A 16,553-nucleotide genomic window follows, 5' to 3' on the forward strand; every position below is an offset into this window, starting at 1 on the left:
AACTGCCATTTTTATAATTCTATTTTCTCATGGTTTTTCCTGCTGTATCTTCATCAATTTTGCAGAAAATATGATGGAATTGTCACATCAGGCTGTCTAAATTACCCTTCAATTGGCGATTTATTTGGAGTACCCGGTTTTCTCGGATATTTTTTCGGAGTGCTTTTCGTCTTGCGAATGATCATAATGTTCCGTTCACTTTCTTCAACGGGAAGTGTAAAGGAATGAACTTGTTCAAGCTCTCCTCCCAATACTTTAATCGCCTTTTGCCCCGCTTTCAGCTCTTCATCAGCGGCTGCAGCTTTTAGTGCCGCAAATATACCGTTTTTCTTGGCCAGCGGCAGACAAAGCTCACTCAGGACCGACAGACGCGCCACCGCACGGGCCGTCACGAGATCGAAGCTTTCCCGGACGTCTTTCCGCTGTCCGAATGTCTCCGCTCTGTCATGGACAAATGTCGTATGCTCTAATTGTAAAGCATCAGAGAGAGTTTCCAAAAACGTAATCCGCTTATTCAGTGAATCGACGATGGTGACATGCAGATGCGGGAAGCAGATTTTGACGGGCAGGCTTGGAAAACCGGCGCCGGCGCCGACATCAGAAAGAGTGGTGACCTTTTCAAAATCAATATAAAATGCCGCCGTTATCGAATCATAAAAATGCTTGAGATAAACTTCCTTTTTCTCAGTGATGGATGTCAGATTCATTTTTTCGTTCCATTCCACGAGCATCCGGTAATACAACTCGAATTGCTCCAGCTGGCGGTCAGAAAGGGAAATCCCTTTCTCCGCTAAACTGGATGTAAATTCCTCTATATTCATGCCGTCATCCTTTCTATTCAGCTACCTTGGCAATACGGCCCTGCTCCAGGTATACCAGCAGGATTGAAATGTCTGCCGGATTGACGCCGGAAATACGGGACGCTTGAGCAACTGATAAAGGACGCACTTCTTTCAGCTTTTGACGGGCTTCAGTAGCAATTCCTTTAATGGCGTCATAATCAATCCGATCAGGGATTTTTTTGTTTTCCATTTTCTTCAGCTTTTCCACTTGCTGCAAGGATTTTTCGATATATCCTTCATATTTCACCTGAATTTCCACTTGTTCCGCCACATCTTGCGGAACCGGAGAATCTGCAGGCGCAAGTTTTGTCACTGTTTCATAGTTCATTTCCGGACGTTTCATTAAATCTGTGCCGCGCACTCCGTCTTTCAGCTCGCTTCCGCCGAGTGAACGGATATATTCCTGATTCTCAGGAGACGGCTTGATAATAACAGACCAGAGACGTTTTTTCTCTGCCTCGATCGCCGCTTTTTTCTTCTCAAACGCTTCATAGCGCTCATCAGAAATTAAGCCGATCTCATGGCCGATTTCCGTCAGGCGAAGATCCGCGTTGTCGTGACGGAGCAGCAGTCTGTATTCCGCCCGTGAAGTCAGCAGACGATACGGTTCATTGGTTCCTTTCGTTACCAAATCATCAATCAATACACCGATATAAGCATCGGAACGGCTGAGGATCACTTCTTCTTTTCCAAGCGCTTTGCGGCCTGCGTTGATCCCTGCCATAATTCCTTGCCCGGCTGCTTCCTCATAACCTGATGTACCGTTAATTTGACCGGCTGTGTACAGGTTAGGGATTTTTTTCGTCTCCAGTGTAGGCCAGAGCTGCGTCGGTACAATCGCGTCATACTCAATCGCGTATCCGGCTCTCATCATCTGCACCTTTTCCAGTCCCGGAATGGTCGCCAGCATCCGCTGCTGCACGTCCTCAGGAAGACTCGTGGATAGACCCTGAACGTATACTTCCTGCGTATTTCTGCCTTCCGGCTCAAGGAAAATCTGATGGCGCGGTTTATCATTAAACCGAACGACTTTATCTTCAATCGAAGGGCAGTATCTCGGTCCCGTTCCTTTAATCATACCGGAATACATCGGCGAACGATGCAGGTTGCTGTCGATGATCTCATGAGTCTCAGGACTCGTGTAAGTCAGCCAGCAAGGCAGCTGATCGGTAATGTATTCAACCGTTTCATATGAGAAAGCGCGCGGAACCGGGTCCCCCGGCTGGATTTCTGTTTTGCTGTAATCAATGGAATCGCTTGAGACACGAGGAGGCGTGCCCGTTTTAAAACGGACGAGATCAAAACCGAGCTCCTCTAAGTGCTCAGAAAGTTTAATAGACGGCTGCTGGTTATTCGGACCGCTTGAGTAAGACAGATCACCGAGAATGATCCGCCCTCTTAAATACGTTCCGGTGGTCAGCACGACCGTTTTTGCCTTGTATTCAGCACCAGTTTGCGTAATGACACCGCGGCACTCTCCGTCTTCAATGATTAAACGCTCGGCAATCCCTTGAAGAAGTGTCAAATTCGGTGTTTTTTCCAGCGTATGCTTCATTTCGTGCTGATATTGGAATTTATCCGCCTGCGCACGCAGCGCCCGTACGGCCGGACCTTTTCCTGTATTCAGCATTCTCATTTGAATATGAGTTTTATCTATATTTCTAGCCATTTCTCCGCCGAGCGCGTCAATTTCGCGGACGACAATCCCTTTCGCGGGGCCGCCGACAGACGGATTACATGGCATAAACGCAACCATATCAAGATTAATCGTCAAAACAAGCGTTTTGGCTCCCTGGCGCGCGGATGCGAGGGCAGCCTCAACACCGGCATGCCCGGCGCCGATGACAATCACGTCGTATTGGCCTGCTTCATACCCCATGGTTTTTTCCTCCCTTTTATTTACCTAAACAAAATTGTGAAAAGAGCTGATCAATTAAGCTTTCGTGGACGGCATCACCGATGATTTCGCCCAGCAGTTCCCAGCACCTTGTCAAATCAATTTGCACCATATCAATCGGAACATCCTGTTCAATTCCGTTCAGCGCATCATCAATCGCTTGCTTGGCCTGATGCAGAATCGAGATATGACGGGTGTTGCTGACATAGGTGAGATCTCCGCTTTCGATCGCTCCTGTATAAAATAGCGACTGAATCGCTTCCTCTAAATCTTGAATGCCTTCTTCTTTCAGCAATGAGGTCGTGACGACAGGCCGGCCTTTCGCCAGTTCCTTGACGCGCTCAGCGTCAATCTTAGCCTCAAGGTCCGTCTTATTCATAATGACAATGACGTCCATTCCCTCAACCGCTTCAAACAATTTCACATCTTCTTCAGAAAGCGCTTCGCTGTGGTTAAGCACAAGCAAAATGAGATCCGCTTCCTTCAGAACCTGCCGTGACCGTTCCACACCGATTCTTTCGACGATGTCTTCTGTCTCACGGATTCCGGCGGTATCGACAAGCCGAAGCGGCACGCCTCGCACATTGACATATTCCTCAATCACATCACGCGTCGTTCCCGGAATATCGGTTACGATCGCCTTCGTTTCATGGACAAGGCTGTTAAGCAGAGAGGATTTCCCGACGTTCGGACGGCCGATGATCACGGTAGACAGTCCCTCACGCAAAATTTTCCCCTGCTCAGACGTACGGAGCAGCGCCTCGATTTCTTTCTTCACGCCGCTTGCCTTCTCCACTAAAAGCTGATGCGTCATTTCTTCGACGTCATCATATTCCGGATAATCTATATTCACCTCAACATGGGCAAGTGTTTCTAACAACTCATCACGCAGACGGCGGACAAGCGCGGAAAGCCGTCCTTCCATCTGGTTCATGGCGACATTCATGGCACGGTCCGTTTTGGCCCTGATCAGATCCATCACCGCTTCCGCCTGTGAAAGGTCAATCCGTCCGTTTAAAAATGCGCGCTTCGTAAACTCACCGGGTTCTGCCAGTCTCGCACCTTCTCTTAAAGCAAGCTGGAGCACCTGATTAACCGTCACAATACCCCCGTGACAGTTGATTTCTATGACATCTTCCCTTGTGAATGTTCTGGGCGCTCTTAAAACAGACACCATGACTTCCTCAATAATCCGTCCCGTCGTACTGTCCGCGATATGCCCGTAATGAATGGTATGCGATTCTGCCGAACTGAGCGTTTTGCCTTTCGGACCCTTGTACATTTTGTCGGCGATCTTTACGGCTTCCGGGCCGCTCAGCCGAACGATCGCAATCGCGCCTTCACCCATCGGAGTTGAAATCGCTGCAATTGTATCCATGCTGTTCACCTCTCTTTATCTCTGTTTCCATCTATATAAAAAATTTTATTTACGCCAAAATTAAAAGATAACATAGTTTGGTTTGAAGTGGAAGATACGTTATCCACAAAGGCAGAAATTCATCCCTTATTACTTTAACTTATCCACATGTGAATAACAATTAATTTTATTTCCTAAAACCTTTTTTATCAACAGCATAGACCGAAAAAGAAAAAACTTAAACGCAAAAAATGCGATTCTGCTCAGGAATAGAGCCATTTTTACCAATAAAAAAACCGAAGTTCCGATTTTACCCGGACTTCGGTTTTCTGCTATCTTTATGGGAAATAACGAGATGGCGGTATCGGCCTTCGCCGGTAGAAAACGTTTTGATATTTGGATGCTTTGACAGCGCGTCATGGATGATTTTTCTTTCACCTGACGGCATCGGTTCTAAATGCACATCTTTTTTCGTTTTCGACACTTGCTTGGCCAGCCTGTTTGCCAGCTGATCCAGAATTTCTCTTCTTTTCCGCCGATAATTCTCAGCGTCGACAACGGCTTGGCGATACTGGCCGGAGCCGCGGTTCAAAACAAGCTGCGTCAATGTTTCCAATGCATTGAGTGTTTGTCCTCTTTTGCCAATAAGCAGCGCCGCTTTTTCACCTTTAATGTGAAAACAGACTGTTTTCTTGTTTTCTTCCGTAACAATCTCAGAAGGCCCGGCAATGGAATGGATGATTTCTTCTAAATACGCTTTCGCTTCCTGAACAGGATTTCTTTTCTCTTCCAGTTCTACGATCGCATTCTTTTTTCCGAAAATACCCAAAAACCCTTTATATTCTTCTTGCACCACTGTTATTTCTACTTGATCTTTCGTCAGTTGAAGTTCCTGAAGGCCTGATTGAACTGCTTCTTCGACATTCCGTCCCGCAGCAGTCACCTTCTTCACTTTTTCTTTCCTCCGGCTTTCTGCGTTTCCGGATCGTGTTTAATGTCAGGTCCTTTAATAAGGAATGTCTGAGCAATCATAAACAGGTTTCCGACTACCCAATACAGAGAAAGCGCGCTCGGGAAGTTGATCGCAAATACGATGATCATGATCGGCATAATCCATACCATCATTGCCATTTGAGGATTCTGAGTCGGATTTCCCGCCATCATCAGCTTCTGCTGGACAAAAGTGGCCACACCGGCAACGATAGGAAGAATATAGTAAGGATCCTTCTCTCCTAAATCAAACCATAAAAAGCTGTGCTGTGAAATGGCTTGCGTACGCATAATGGCGTGGTAGAATCCGATCAAAATCGGCATTTGAATCAGGATCGGGAAACATCCCGCCAGCGGGTTTACCCCGTGCTTTGAAAACAGGGCCATCGTTTCCTGCTGAAGCTTCTGCTGCGTTTTTTGATCTTTAGAGCTGTATTTTTCTCTGAGCTTTTGCATTTCAGGCTGCAGCGCCTGCATCGCTTTTGAGCTTCGAAGCTGCTTGATCATCAGCGGCAGAATCAGCAGACGAATTAAAATCGTAACGATGATGATCGATAAACCATAGTTATCGCCCGTCAGTTTCGCTACGTACGTAATGACTTCTGACAATGGATACACAACATATTTGTCCCAGAAATGCGGACTATTCGCCGTAATCGGCTCTTTCACACTCGAGCACCCGGCCAGCAGCACGAGCATACCGACCATACTCAGTAGTAACCATATTCTCCTTTTCAAGAACGTTTCCTCCTATACCAATCTTTATGAACCTTGTATGTATTTTAGCATCTTTCAGTTTCAAATGGCGTTCATTTTTCGCCAAATAAAAGGAAGCGCTTTTAAAAACGTGAAGAAAACAAAATATGAGCTATTTTGACGAAGATTTCTTATATAATGAGGTTTTTCTGAATAAGTGCTGCAGACTCTTTTTCGTTTCTTCAAAACTGAGATCGCCGGCGGGTTTTCTTGCGATAATAATAAAATCTTTCGGCTTGAGCAGCTCTTTTTCCTCCTGAACAGCCTGTCTGATTAACCGCTTCACCCGATTGCGCACGACGGCATTGCCGATTTTTTTACTGACAGAAAGCCCTACCCGGAGCTCTTCCTGTTTCGGCTGATCAAGCGTATACAGCACGAACTGGCGGTTTGCCATAGACGTTCCGCGTTTAAACACTTTTTGAAAATCTTCATTTTTCTTTAACCGATTTCGCTTCTTCACTTTAATTCACTCCGATATTCACTCGCAGAAACTTTTATTTCTATCTAAAAAAAACGGGCCGCCGGAATACTGAAGAAATTTCTCCAGTACCGGGCGACGCATGACATCTCACTCTCTTAATGTGAAAAAAGACCACTGACATTATTCAGTGGCCTAAGCTGATAATACTTTTCTGCCTTTGCGGCGACGGCGTGCTAATACTAGACGACCGTTTTTTGAACTCATACGGCTTCTGAAGCCATGAACTTTACTGCGTTTACGGTTATTCGGTTGGAATGTTCTTTTCATTTATGACACCTCCCTCGAGGAATAGCTGTTAAAGACAGTCTTACTTATTATATTTGTGCTGCCTATTCATTGTCAACTTCAGCAGTGCTTTTATTTCTTACAACCATAATAGGATAACATACCTTAACCAGTTTAGAAACCTTATTTTTCATATTCCTTTTTTTAACGCAAAAAAAAAAGCCGCGCTCCCCCGAAAAAACGTCATGTGGATAATTTTTTAGCCTTTTTTTAATATCCACAGTCGTTATCGACAACATTTTCACATTGCTAACCCCTGTGGACAATGATTTTTCAACAAGTTGTCAGGTTTGTGGATAAGATTAAGAGAACCATTGCAAGTCCTCGCTTAATTTGATATTATATTTGTGTTTTAACTCTTAATTACTTATCCAGCCCATTCTCTTTATCCACAAACTGTGGATAAGTTGTGGATTGTTTTCACACAGCTTGTGTAGATTGTTGTCCACAACTTGTGGAATTTGTCGAAAAGCTGTTTTTCTACTATACTATATGTTTTCAACATTTCGTGTGTACGAATGGTCAGAGCCATATGCTCTTTTTTTGTGTTCTATAACAGGGAAAGGGCGCTGATTTTTAAAGAAAAGGAGGGCTGTGCCGGATAATGGAGAATATATTAGATCTTTGGAATCAAGCTCTAGCTCAAATTGAGAAAAAGCTAAGCAAACCGAGTTTCGAAACTTGGATGAAGTCGACGAAAGCCCATTCGCTGCAAGGGGATACCTTAACCATCACCGCTCCCAATGAATTTGCCAGAGACTGGCTGGAGTCCAGGTACTTACATCTCATTGCAGATACCATATACGAATTAACCGGGGAAGAATTGAGCGTCAAATTTGTCATTCCTCAAAATCAGGACGAAGAAAACTTTTTACCGAAACCGCAAGTGAAAAAAGCGGCAAAAGAGGAACCGTCTGATTTTCCCCAAAGCATGCTCAACCCGAAATATACATTCGACACATTCGTCATCGGATCGGGAAACCGATTCGCCCATGCAGCATCACTGGCTGTGGCGGAAGCACCCGCTAAAGCGTACAACCCTTTATTTATATACGGGGGAGTCGGCTTAGGAAAAACCCACTTAATGCACGCGATCGGCCATTATGTCATTGATCATAATCCTTCAGCCAAAGTGGTGTACCTGTCTTCTGAAAAATTCACAAATGAATTCATCAACTCAATCCGCGATAATAAAGCCGTTGATTTCCGCAACCGCTACCGGAACGTTGATGTACTTTTGATAGATGATATTCAATTTTTAGCCGGAAAAGAACAAACACAGGAAGAGTTTTTCCATACATTCAACACGCTTCATGAAGAAAGCAAACAAATCGTGATTTCCAGTGACAGACCGCCGAAAGAGATCCCGACCCTTGAAGACCGCCTGCGTTCGCGGTTCGAATGGGGATTGATTACGGATATCACACCGCCGGATCTGGAAACGCGGATTGCCATCCTGAGAAAAAAAGCGAAGGCGGAAGGTCTTGATATTCCGAACGAGGTCATGCTTTACATCGCGAATCAGATTGACAGTAACATCCGCGAACTGGAAGGGGCATTAATCCGGGTTGTCGCCTATTCATCCTTAATCAATAAAGACATTAACGCAGACCTGGCTGCAGAAGCATTGAAAGATATTATTCCGTCTTCTAAGCCGAAGGTCATTACGATAAAAGAGATTCAGCGGATTGTCGGACAGCAGTTCAACATTAAGCTTGAAGATTTCAAAGCGAAAAAGCGCACGAAATCCGTGGCGTTCCCAAGGCAAATTGCGATGTATCTTTCAAGAGAAATGACAGATTCTTCTTTGCCTAAAATCGGGGAAGAATTTGGCGGGAGAGACCATACAACCGTCATTCACGCCCATGAAAAGATTTCAAAACTGCTGATTGATGACGAGCAGCTTCAGCAGCAGGTGAAAGAAATAAAAGAACTGCTTAAATAATAGTGCCCTCGGATGAATCGGGGAAAGTGTGAATAACTTTTTCATAGCCATACACAGTCTGTCCACATGTGGATAGGCTGTGTTTCCTGTCTTTTTCACAACTTATCCACAAATCCACAGGCCCTACTATTACTACTGCTATTTTTAAAATATATTAATTATATTATCCGTTAGGAGGATAAACATGAAATTTACGATTCAAAAAGATCGTTTAGTCGAAAGTGTACAAGACGTTCTAAAAGCCGTTTCATCCAGAACCACAATTCCCATTCTCACCGGTATTAAGATCGTCGCCTCAGATGAAGGGGTATCTTTCACAGGAAGTGACTCTGATATTTCAATCGAGTCATTCATTCCGAAAGAAGATGATGATAAAGAAATCGTGACGATCGATCAGCCGGGAAGTATCGTGCTGCAAGCGCGTTTCTTCAGCGAAATCGTTAAAAAACTTCCGATGGCGACTGTTGAAATCGAAGTTCAAAATCAATATTTAACGATTATCCGTTCCGGAAAAGCCGAATTTAATTTAAACGGCCTTGATGCAGATGAATATCCGCATCTGCCGCAAATCGAAGAGCATCACGCCATTCAGATTCCGACGGATCTTTTGAAAAACCTGATTCGCCAAACCGTGTTCGCTGTGTCCGCCTCAGAAACACGCCCTATCTTGACAGGTGTAAACTGGAAAGTCGAAAACGGTGAATTATTATGCACTGCCACGGATAGCCATCGACTCGCTTTAAGAAAGGCGAAGCTTGATATTCCGGAAGACAGCTCTTATAACGTGGTCATTCCCGGGAAAAGCTTAACCGAGCTGAGCAAAATTCTTGATGACAACCAAGAACTGGTTGATATCGTCATTACAGAAACTCAAGTTCTGTTCAAAGCGAAAAACGTATTGTTCTTCTCAAGATTGCTTGACGGAAACTATCCGGACACGACCAGCTTAATTCCGCAGGAAAGCAAAACGGAAATCGTCGTGAACACGAAGGAATTTTTACAGGCGATAGACCGTGCTTCTTTATTGGCGAGAGAAGGCCGCAACAACGTTGTAAAGCTTTCTGCCAAACCGGCAGATTCGCTGGAGATTTCATCAAATTCTCCGGAAATCGGGAAAGTGGTCGAAGCTGTGCTGGCTGACCAGATTGACGGCGAGGAATTAAATATTTCATTCAGTCCAAAATATATGATGGACGCACTGAAAGTACTTGAAGGAGCGGACATCCGTATCAGTTTTACGGGAGCGATGAGACCGTTTCTTATCCGTACGCCGAATGATGAAACCATCGTTCAGCTCATCCTTCCGGTCAGAACGTATTAATCAAACAGAATGTGCTGCCGGCTTAGTTCGGCAGCTTTTCTATTCATCAGCCGCTCCCTCAAGTTTTCCCTTTCCTTATTTCAGGATTTTTTAGTACAATTAGATATTAGTGATATTTGAAAGAGGTCGATAATATGGCAAATCCGATTTCGATTGATACAGAAATGATTACGCTTGGCCAGTTTTTAAAATTAGCCGATGTGATTCAGTCCGGCGGCATGGCGAAGTGGTTTCTGAGCGAGCATGAGGTGACTGTCAACAATGAACCTGACAATCGCCGCGGCAGAAAGCTTTACGTTGGAGACGAGGTCGCGATTGAAGGATTTGGTTCATTTCAAGTCGTCAATTAAAGCGGGTGACAGCGGTTGTATATCCAAAATTTAGAATTAACATCCTACCGTAATTATGAGCGCGCTGAGCTTCAATTCGAAAACAAGGTGAATGTGATCATCGGGGAAAATGCCCAAGGCAAAACCAATCTGATGGAAGCCATCTATGTCCTTTCGATGGCAAAATCACACCGCACCTCAAATGACAAAGAACTTATACGGTGGGACGAAGACTATGCTAAAATAGAAGGAAGAGTGATGAAGCGAAACGGGGATATCCCGATGCAGCTTGTCATCTCCAAAAAAGGTAAAAAGGGCAAGGTCAATCATATAGAGCAGCAAAAACTCAGTCAGTATGTCGGAGCGCTGAACACCATTATGTTTGCCCCTGAGGATTTAAATCTCGTCAAAGGAAGCCCCCAGGTGAGGAGGAGATTTCTCGATATGGAGATCGGGCAGGTTTCTGCCGTTTATCTGTATGATTTATCTCTATATCAAAAAATCCTTTCACAGCGGAATCATTTTCTGAAACAGCTGCAAAGCCGGAAACAGACTGACCGGACCATGCTTGACGTTCTCACTGATCAGCTGATTGAAGCAGCCGCAAAAGTTGTCGCCAAACGTCTGCAGTTTACGGCGCAGCTTGAAAAATGGGCGCAGCCGATCCATTCCGGCATTTCCCGGGGACTTGAAGAACTGACGCTTAAGTATCACACGGCGCTTGATGTATCAGATCCCAAAGATTTGTCGAAAATAGGTAACAGCTACCAGGAGTCTTTTTCGAAATTAAAAGAAAAAGAAATAGAACGAGGCGTCACATTATTCGGACCGCATCGGGATGATGTCCTTTTTTATGTGAACGGACGCGATGTGCAGACGTACGGTTCGCAGGGACAGCAGCGTACGACGGCTTTGTCTTTGAAGCTGGCCGAAATAGATTTGATTCATGAAGAAATCGGAGAATACCCCATTTTACTTTTGGATGATGTACTAAGCGAGCTGGATGATTACCGACAGTCCCATTTGCTTCATACGATCCAAGGCCGTGTGCAGACATTTGTCACCACGACAAGCGTGGATGGCATTGACCACGATACCTTACATCAAGCAGGAATGTTCCGTGTGGAAAACGGTACGTTAGTGAAGTGAAGAAATGAGGTGAGCGATTGTATATTCATTTAGGTGACGACTTTGTCGTTTCAACACGCGATATCGTCGGCATTTTTGACTGCAAGGTCAATGTATCGCCGATTGTTGAAGAATTTCTGGACAGACAGAAAGAAAAAGTAGTGCCGTCCGTAAACGGCACGCCAAAGTCTATCGTAGTCACGACTGAGAATATATATTACTCTCCCTTATCTTCCGGCACACTGAAGAAACGTGCGCAATTTATGTTAGAAATAGATTCTTAGCGGATCTTTACAATGAATATATCGTTTAAGAAAAGTGTAGGTGAATGTGCATGGCTATGGAACAGCAGCAAAATAGTTATGATGAGAATCAGATACAGGTATTAGAAGGTTTGGAAGCTGTTCGAAAGAGACCGGGGATGTACATCGGATCAACTAACAGCAAAGGCCTTCACCACTTGGTGTGGGAAATCGTCGACAACAGTATTGACGAAGCCCTGGCCGGTTATTGTACAGATATTAACATCGAGATTGAAAAAGATAACAGCATTACCGTTAAGGACAACGGGCGCGGAATTCCGGTCGGTATCCAGGAGAAGATGGGCCGCCCTGCGGTTGAAGTTATCATGACCGTTCTCCACGCCGGCGGTAAATTTGACGGAAGCGGATATAAAGTATCCGGCGGTCTTCACGGTGTAGGGGCGTCCGTCGTAAACGCCTTGTCGACCACTCTTGACGTTACGGTTCATCGTGACGGAAAAATCCATTATCAGGCGTACGAGCGCGGTGTACCTGTGGCCGATCTTGAAGTGATCGGTGATACTGATAAGACCGGAACGATTACGCACTTCGTTCCGGATCCGGAAATCTTCAAAGAAACAACCGTATACGACTATGACCTGCTTTCAAACCGTGTCCGGGAATTGGCCTTCCTGACAAAAGGCGTAAACATCACGATTGAAGACAAACGTGATGGACAAGAACGGAAAAACGAGTACCACTACGAAGGCGGAATCAAAAGCTATGTTGAGTACTTAAACCGTTCCAAAGAAGTCGTTCATGAAGAGCCGATTTATATCGAAGGCGAGAAAGACGGCATAACGGTTGAAGTTGCATTGCAATACAACGACAGCTATACAAGCAACATTTATTCTTTCACAAATAATATCAACACTTACGAAGGCGGGACGCACGAAGCCGGATTTAAAACCGGTCTGACCCGTGTCATAAACGACTATGCAAGAAGAAAAGGGATTTTCAAAGAAAATGATCCGAATTTAAGCGGGGATGATGTGAGAGAAGGGCTGACTGCCATTATTTCAATTAAGCACCCTGATCCGCAATTCGAAGGGCAGACGAAAACCAAGCTCGGCAACTCCGAAGCGAGAACGATCACTGATACGCTGTTTTCTTCTGCGCTGGAAACATTCCTTCTTGAAAATCCGGACTCAGCCCGCAAAATCGTCGAAAAAGGTTTAATGGCCGCAAGAGCGCGGATGGCAGCGAAAAAAGCACGGGAATTGACCCGGCGCAAAAGTGCGCTTGAGATTTCCAATCTGCCGGGCAAACTGGCGGACTGTTCTTCTAAAGATCCGAGCATTTCCGAGCTGTATATCGTAGAGGGTGACTCTGCGGGCGGATCAGCGAAACAGGGACGGGACCGTCATTTCCAAGCTATTCTGCCGCTGCGCGGTAAGATTCTGAACGTTGAGAAAGCCAGACTTGATAAGATTCTCTCAAACAATGAGGTCAGATCAATGATCACGGCCCTCGGAACAGGAATCGGAGAAGATTTTAATCTTGAAAAAGCGCGTTATCATAAAGTGGTCATCATGACGGATGCCGATGTTGACGGCGCCCACATCAGAACGCTTTTATTAACGTTCTTCTACAGATACATGCGGGAAATCATCGAAAACGGCTATGTCTACATTGCCCAGCCGCCGCTTTATAAAGTGCAGCAGGGAAAACGGGTGGAATACGCTTATAACGATAAGCAGCTTGATGAGCTGTTAAAAGAACTTCCGCAATCACCTAAGCCCGGCCTCCAGCGTTATAAAGGTCTTGGAGAAATGAACGCGACTCAGCTTTGGGAAACGACAATGGACCCTGCGACCAGAACGCTTCTGCAAGTCAATCTTGAAGATGCAATGGACGCTGACGAGACTTTTGAAATGCTGATGGGTGACAAAGTAGAACCGCGGAGAAACTTCATAGAAGCAAACGCCAGATACGTGAAAAATCTTGATATTTAACCAAGAAAGCCTTATTTTCGTTAAGAAATAAGGCTTTTTTCTCAAAGCGGCTTCTAAAGCCTCTGAAAACCCGCAAAACCCGTATATTCTACTAAATTAATGTGTATAAACACAAGTTTATTGATATAATGGAGAATAGTGAAATCGTATTGAAGATCATAATGGACAATCTACTCCCACATTATTTCATGTGATACTTCAGGGAGGTTTTTTTAATGAGTGAACAAAACACACCACAAGTACGTGAAGTCAATATCAGTCAGGAAATGCGGACATCCTTCCTGGACTATGCAATGAGCGTTATCGTATCCCGGGCGCTTCCGGATGTGCGTGACGGTCTGAAGCCGGTTCACAGACGGATTTTGTACGCGATGAATGATTTAGGCATGACCAGTGACAAACCATATAAAAAATCTGCCCGTATCGTCGGTGAAGTTATCGGTAAGTACCACCCGCACGGTGACTCAGCGGTTTACGAATCAATGGTCAGAATGGCGCAGGATTTTAACTACCGCTACATGCTTGTTGACGGACACGGCAACTTCGGTTCGGTTGACGGCGACTCAGCGGCCGCGATGCGTTACACAGAAGCGAGAATGTCAAAAATCGCAATGGAAATCCTCCGGGACATTACGAAAGATACGATTGATTATCAAGATAACTATGACGGCGCAGAAAGAGAACCTGTCGTCATGCCTTCGAGATTTCCGAATCTGCTCGTCAACGGAGCTGCCGGTATCGCGGTCGGAATGGCGACAAATATTCCTCCGCATCAGCTTGGGGAAGTCATTGAAGGCGTGCTTGCCGTAAGTGAGAATCCTGAGATTACAAACCAGGAGCTGATGGAATACATCCCGGGCCCGGATTTTCCGACTGCAGGTCAGATTTTAGGCCGGAGCGGCATCCGCAAGGCATATGAATCCGGACGGGGATCCATTACGATCCGGGCTAAGGCTGAAATCGAAGAGACATCATCGGGAAAAGAAAGAATTATTGTCACGGAACTTCCTTATCAGGTGAACAAAGCGAGATTAATTGAAAAAATCGCAGATCTTGTCCGGGACAAAAAAATCGAAGGAATTACCGATCTGCGTGACGAATCCGACCGTAACGGAATGAGAATCGTCATTGAGATCCGCCGTGACGCCAATGCTCACGTCATTTTGAATAACCTGTACAAACAAACGGCCCTGCAGACGTCTTTCGGAATCAACCTGCTGGCGCTCGTTGACGGACAGCCGAAGGTACTAAGCCTGAAACAATGTCTGGAGCATTATCTTGATCACCAGAAGGTTGTGATCCGGCGCAGAACGGCTTACGAACTCCGCAAAGCGGAAGCGAGAGCTCACATTCTGGAAGGTTTAAGAATTGCTCTCGATCATTTAGATGCCGTTATTTCTCTTATCCGCAATTCCCAGACGGCTGAAATTGCGAGAACAGGTTTGATCGAACAATTCTCACTGACTGAAAAACAAGCGCAAGCCATTCTGGATATGCGCCTTCAGCGATTAACCGGTCTGGAGCGCGAAAAGATTGAAGAGGAATATCAATCACTTGTTGCGCTTATCGCCGAACTGAAAGATATTTTAGCCAATGAAGCAAGAGTTCTTGAGATCATTCGTGAAGAGCTCAATGAAATCAAAGAGCGTTTCAATGATGAGAGACGCACTGAAATCGTGACGTCCGGTCTTGAAACAATTGAAGATGAAGATCTTATCGAGAGAGAAAATATCGTCATCACACTGACCCATAACGGCTATGTTAAACGTCTCCCGGCGTCCACATACCGCAGCCAAAAACGAGGCGGAAAAGGCGTACAGGGAATGGGAACGAATGAAGATGACTTTGTGGAACACTTAATTTCCACATCAACGCACGATACGATCCTGTTCTTCTCTAATAAAGGGAAAGTATACCGTTCTAAAGGATATGAAATCCCTGAATACGGCCGTACGGCAAAAGGCATTCCGATTATTAACCTTCTGGAGGTTGAAAAAGGCGAATGGATTAATGCTATTATTCCGGTCAGCACGTTTGATGAGGAGCAATACCTCTTCTTTACGACCAAACAAGGGGTGTCGAAACGTACGGCACTGTCCCAGTTTGCGAATATACGGAATAACGGGCTGATCGCCCTAGGTCTCCGGGAAGACGATGAACTGATGGCCGTCCGCCTGACTGACGGCAAGAAACAAATCATCATCGGAACGAAGAACGGTTTGCTGATCCGTTTCCCTGAAGCAGATGTAAGACAAATGGGACGCACAGCTGCAGGTGTTAAAGGCATCACGCTGACAGACGATGATGTCGTGGTAGGCATGGAGATTCTTGAAGAAGACTCCCATGTCCTCATAGTGACAGAAAACGGCTACGGCAAACGCACACCGGCTTCAGAATACAGAGTTCAAAGCAGGGGCGGAAAAGGCCTTAAAACATGTAAAATCACTGACAGCAACGGTCCGTTAGTAACCGTGAAAGCAACAAAAGGCGAAGAGGACTTAATGATTATTACGGCAAGCGGCGTGTTAATCAGAATGGATATTAATGATATCTCCACTACGGGACGCGTAACACAAGGCGTCCGTCTGATCCGCATGTCTGATCAAGAGCATGTAGCCACTGTGGCGCTTGTGGAAAAGAATGAAGAAGAGCCGGAAGAAACGGAAGAAACGGAAGAAGTATAAACGTAGAAGCGCAGCTGTAGCAGGCTGCGCTTTTACTATATAAAGAAATGAAAAAAAGCTTTGACACATAGTGATGATGCTGATATAATCATTTTTGTTGTCTTTTTAATAGAAAGGCAAGCCTAGCGAAAATATTTTTTAAAAAAGTATTGACCTAGCAAACTGAAAATGTTATGATTAAGAGGTCGCTTCGAGAGAAGCAACAAAGTTCTTTGAAAACTAAACAAGACAAAACGTACCTGTTAATTCAAAGTTTTAAATAAATCGCACAGCGATGT

General features: G+C 45.1%; 14 protein-coding genes. 7 read left to right on the forward strand and 7 right to left on the reverse strand.

Annotated elements, in window-relative coordinates; genetic code table 11:
• Positions 1–101: 101 nt before the first annotated feature.
• The 7 genes from rsmG to rpmH all read right to left on the reverse strand — a co-directional run bounded on the left by rsmG (position 102) and on the right by rpmH (position 6,593).
• A complete protein-coding gene (gene rsmG / locus G9F50_RS17450) occupies positions 102–821 on the reverse strand; it encodes a 16S rRNA (guanine(527)-N(7))-methyltransferase RsmG (RefSeq protein ID WP_165417780.1) in 720 nt (239 codons plus the stop codon).
• A 13-nt stretch (positions 822–834) separates the two neighbouring features.
• Positions 835–2,721 (reverse strand): tRNA uridine-5-carboxymethylaminomethyl(34) synthesis enzyme MnmG, encoded by a 1,887-nt coding sequence (gene mnmG / locus G9F50_RS17455; protein WP_004392959.1) that lies wholly within the window; start codon positions 2,719–2,721, stop codon positions 835–837.
• 16 nt (positions 2,722–2,737) lie between these two features.
• Positions 2,738–4,117, reverse strand: coding sequence for a tRNA uridine-5-carboxymethylaminomethyl(34) synthesis GTPase MnmE (gene mnmE, locus G9F50_RS17460; RefSeq protein ID WP_004392954.1), 1,380 nt, complete (start codon positions 4,115–4,117; stop codon positions 2,738–2,740).
• Positions 4,118–4,406: 289 nt separating this feature from the next.
• A complete protein-coding gene (gene jag, locus G9F50_RS17465; protein WP_017418434.1) occupies positions 4,407–5,048 on the reverse strand; it encodes an RNA-binding cell elongation regulator Jag/EloR in 642 nt (213 codons plus the stop codon).
• Positions 5,045–5,794, reverse strand: coding sequence for a YidC family membrane integrase SpoIIIJ (spoIIIJ, locus tag G9F50_RS17470; RefSeq protein WP_007409906.1), 750 nt, complete (start codon positions 5,792–5,794; stop codon positions 5,045–5,047). The genes jag and spoIIIJ overlap by 4 nt, the downstream gene beginning before the upstream one ends.
• A gap of 160 nt (positions 5,795–5,954) precedes the next feature.
• Positions 5,955–6,305 carry a ribonuclease P protein component gene (rnpA, locus tag G9F50_RS17475; RefSeq protein ID WP_004392944.1) on the reverse strand — a complete coding sequence of 117 codons (351 nt, stop codon included), beginning with the start codon at positions 6,303–6,305 and terminating at the stop codon, positions 5,955–5,957.
• Positions 6,306–6,458: 153 nt separating this feature from the next.
• Positions 6,459–6,593, reverse strand: coding sequence for a 50S ribosomal protein L34 (gene rpmH, locus G9F50_RS17480; protein WP_003178075.1), 135 nt, complete (start codon positions 6,591–6,593; stop codon positions 6,459–6,461).
• Positions 6,594–7,215: 622 nt separating this feature from the next.
• Between rpmH and dnaA the strand changes: the two genes are divergently transcribed.
• The 7 genes from dnaA (at position 7,216) to gyrA (ending at position 16,275) form a co-directional block, all read left to right on the forward strand.
• Positions 7,216–8,556 (forward strand): chromosomal replication initiator protein DnaA, encoded by a 1,341-nt coding sequence (gene dnaA, locus G9F50_RS17485; protein WP_007409908.1) that lies wholly within the window; start codon positions 7,216–7,218, stop codon positions 8,554–8,556.
• Positions 8,557–8,740: 184 nt separating this feature from the next.
• Positions 8,741–9,877, forward strand: coding sequence for a DNA polymerase III subunit beta (dnaN, locus tag G9F50_RS17490; protein ID WP_007409909.1), 1,137 nt, complete (start codon positions 8,741–8,743; stop codon positions 9,875–9,877).
• Between the two features lie 134 nt (positions 9,878–10,011).
• Positions 10,012–10,227, forward strand: a complete 216-nt coding sequence (rlbA, locus tag G9F50_RS17495; protein WP_060562268.1) for a ribosome maturation protein RlbA — start codon at positions 10,012–10,014, stop codon at positions 10,225–10,227.
• A gap of 15 nt (positions 10,228–10,242) precedes the next feature.
• Positions 10,243–11,355: a DNA replication/repair protein RecF gene (recF, locus tag G9F50_RS17500; protein WP_007409910.1), complete on the forward strand. Its 1,113-nt coding sequence runs from the start codon at positions 10,243–10,245 to the stop codon at positions 11,353–11,355.
• Between the two features lie 17 nt (positions 11,356–11,372).
• Entirely contained in the window at positions 11,373–11,618 is a 246-nt protein-coding gene (gene remB, locus G9F50_RS17505; RefSeq protein WP_004392908.1) for an extracellular matrix regulator RemB, read from the forward strand.
• A gap of 56 nt (positions 11,619–11,674) precedes the next feature.
• Positions 11,675–13,591: a DNA topoisomerase (ATP-hydrolyzing) subunit B gene (gene gyrB / locus G9F50_RS17510; protein ID WP_060562565.1), complete on the forward strand. Its 1,917-nt coding sequence runs from the start codon at positions 11,675–11,677 to the stop codon at positions 13,589–13,591.
• Positions 13,592–13,806: 215 nt separating this feature from the next.
• On the forward strand, positions 13,807–16,275 hold the full coding sequence (gene gyrA / locus G9F50_RS17515) for a DNA gyrase subunit A (RefSeq protein ID WP_032870831.1): 2,469 nt from the start codon (positions 13,807–13,809) through the stop codon (positions 16,273–16,275).
• The last annotated feature ends 278 nt before the right edge of the window (positions 16,276–16,553 follow it).

This window comes from Bacillus sp. EKM206B (genome assembly GCF_011066015.1).
Classification (GTDB): Bacteria; Bacillota; Bacilli; order Bacillales; family Bacillaceae; genus Bacillus; species Bacillus velezensis.

Coding starts and splice junctions, on each gene's coding strand:
- rlbA (WP_060562268.1), top strand. CDS start 10,012: ATGGCAAATCCGATTTCGATTGATACAGAAATGATTACGCTTGGCCAG.
- spoIIIJ (WP_007409906.1), bottom strand. CDS start 5,794: ATGGTCGGTATGCTCGTGCTGCTGGCCGGGTGCTCGAGTGTGAAAGAG.
- dnaA (WP_007409908.1), top strand. CDS start 7,216: ATGGAGAATATATTAGATCTTTGGAATCAAGCTCTAGCTCAAATTGAG.
- rpmH (WP_003178075.1), bottom strand. CDS start 6,593: ATGAAAAGAACATTCCAACCGAATAACCGTAAACGCAGTAAAGTTCAT.
- gyrB (WP_060562565.1), top strand. CDS start 11,675: ATGGAACAGCAGCAAAATAGTTATGATGAGAATCAGATACAGGTATTA.
- dnaN (WP_007409909.1), top strand. CDS start 8,741: ATGAAATTTACGATTCAAAAAGATCGTTTAGTCGAAAGTGTACAAGAC.
- rsmG (WP_165417780.1), bottom strand. CDS start 821: ATGAATATAGAGGAATTTACATCCAGTTTAGCGGAGAAAGGGATTTCC.
- mnmE (WP_004392954.1), bottom strand. CDS start 4,117: ATGGATACAATTGCAGCGATTTCAACTCCGATGGGTGAAGGCGCGATT.
- mnmG (WP_004392959.1), bottom strand. CDS start 2,721: ATGGGGTATGAAGCAGGCCAATACGACGTGATTGTCATCGGCGCCGGG.
- gyrA (WP_032870831.1), top strand. CDS start 13,807: ATGAGTGAACAAAACACACCACAAGTACGTGAAGTCAATATCAGTCAG.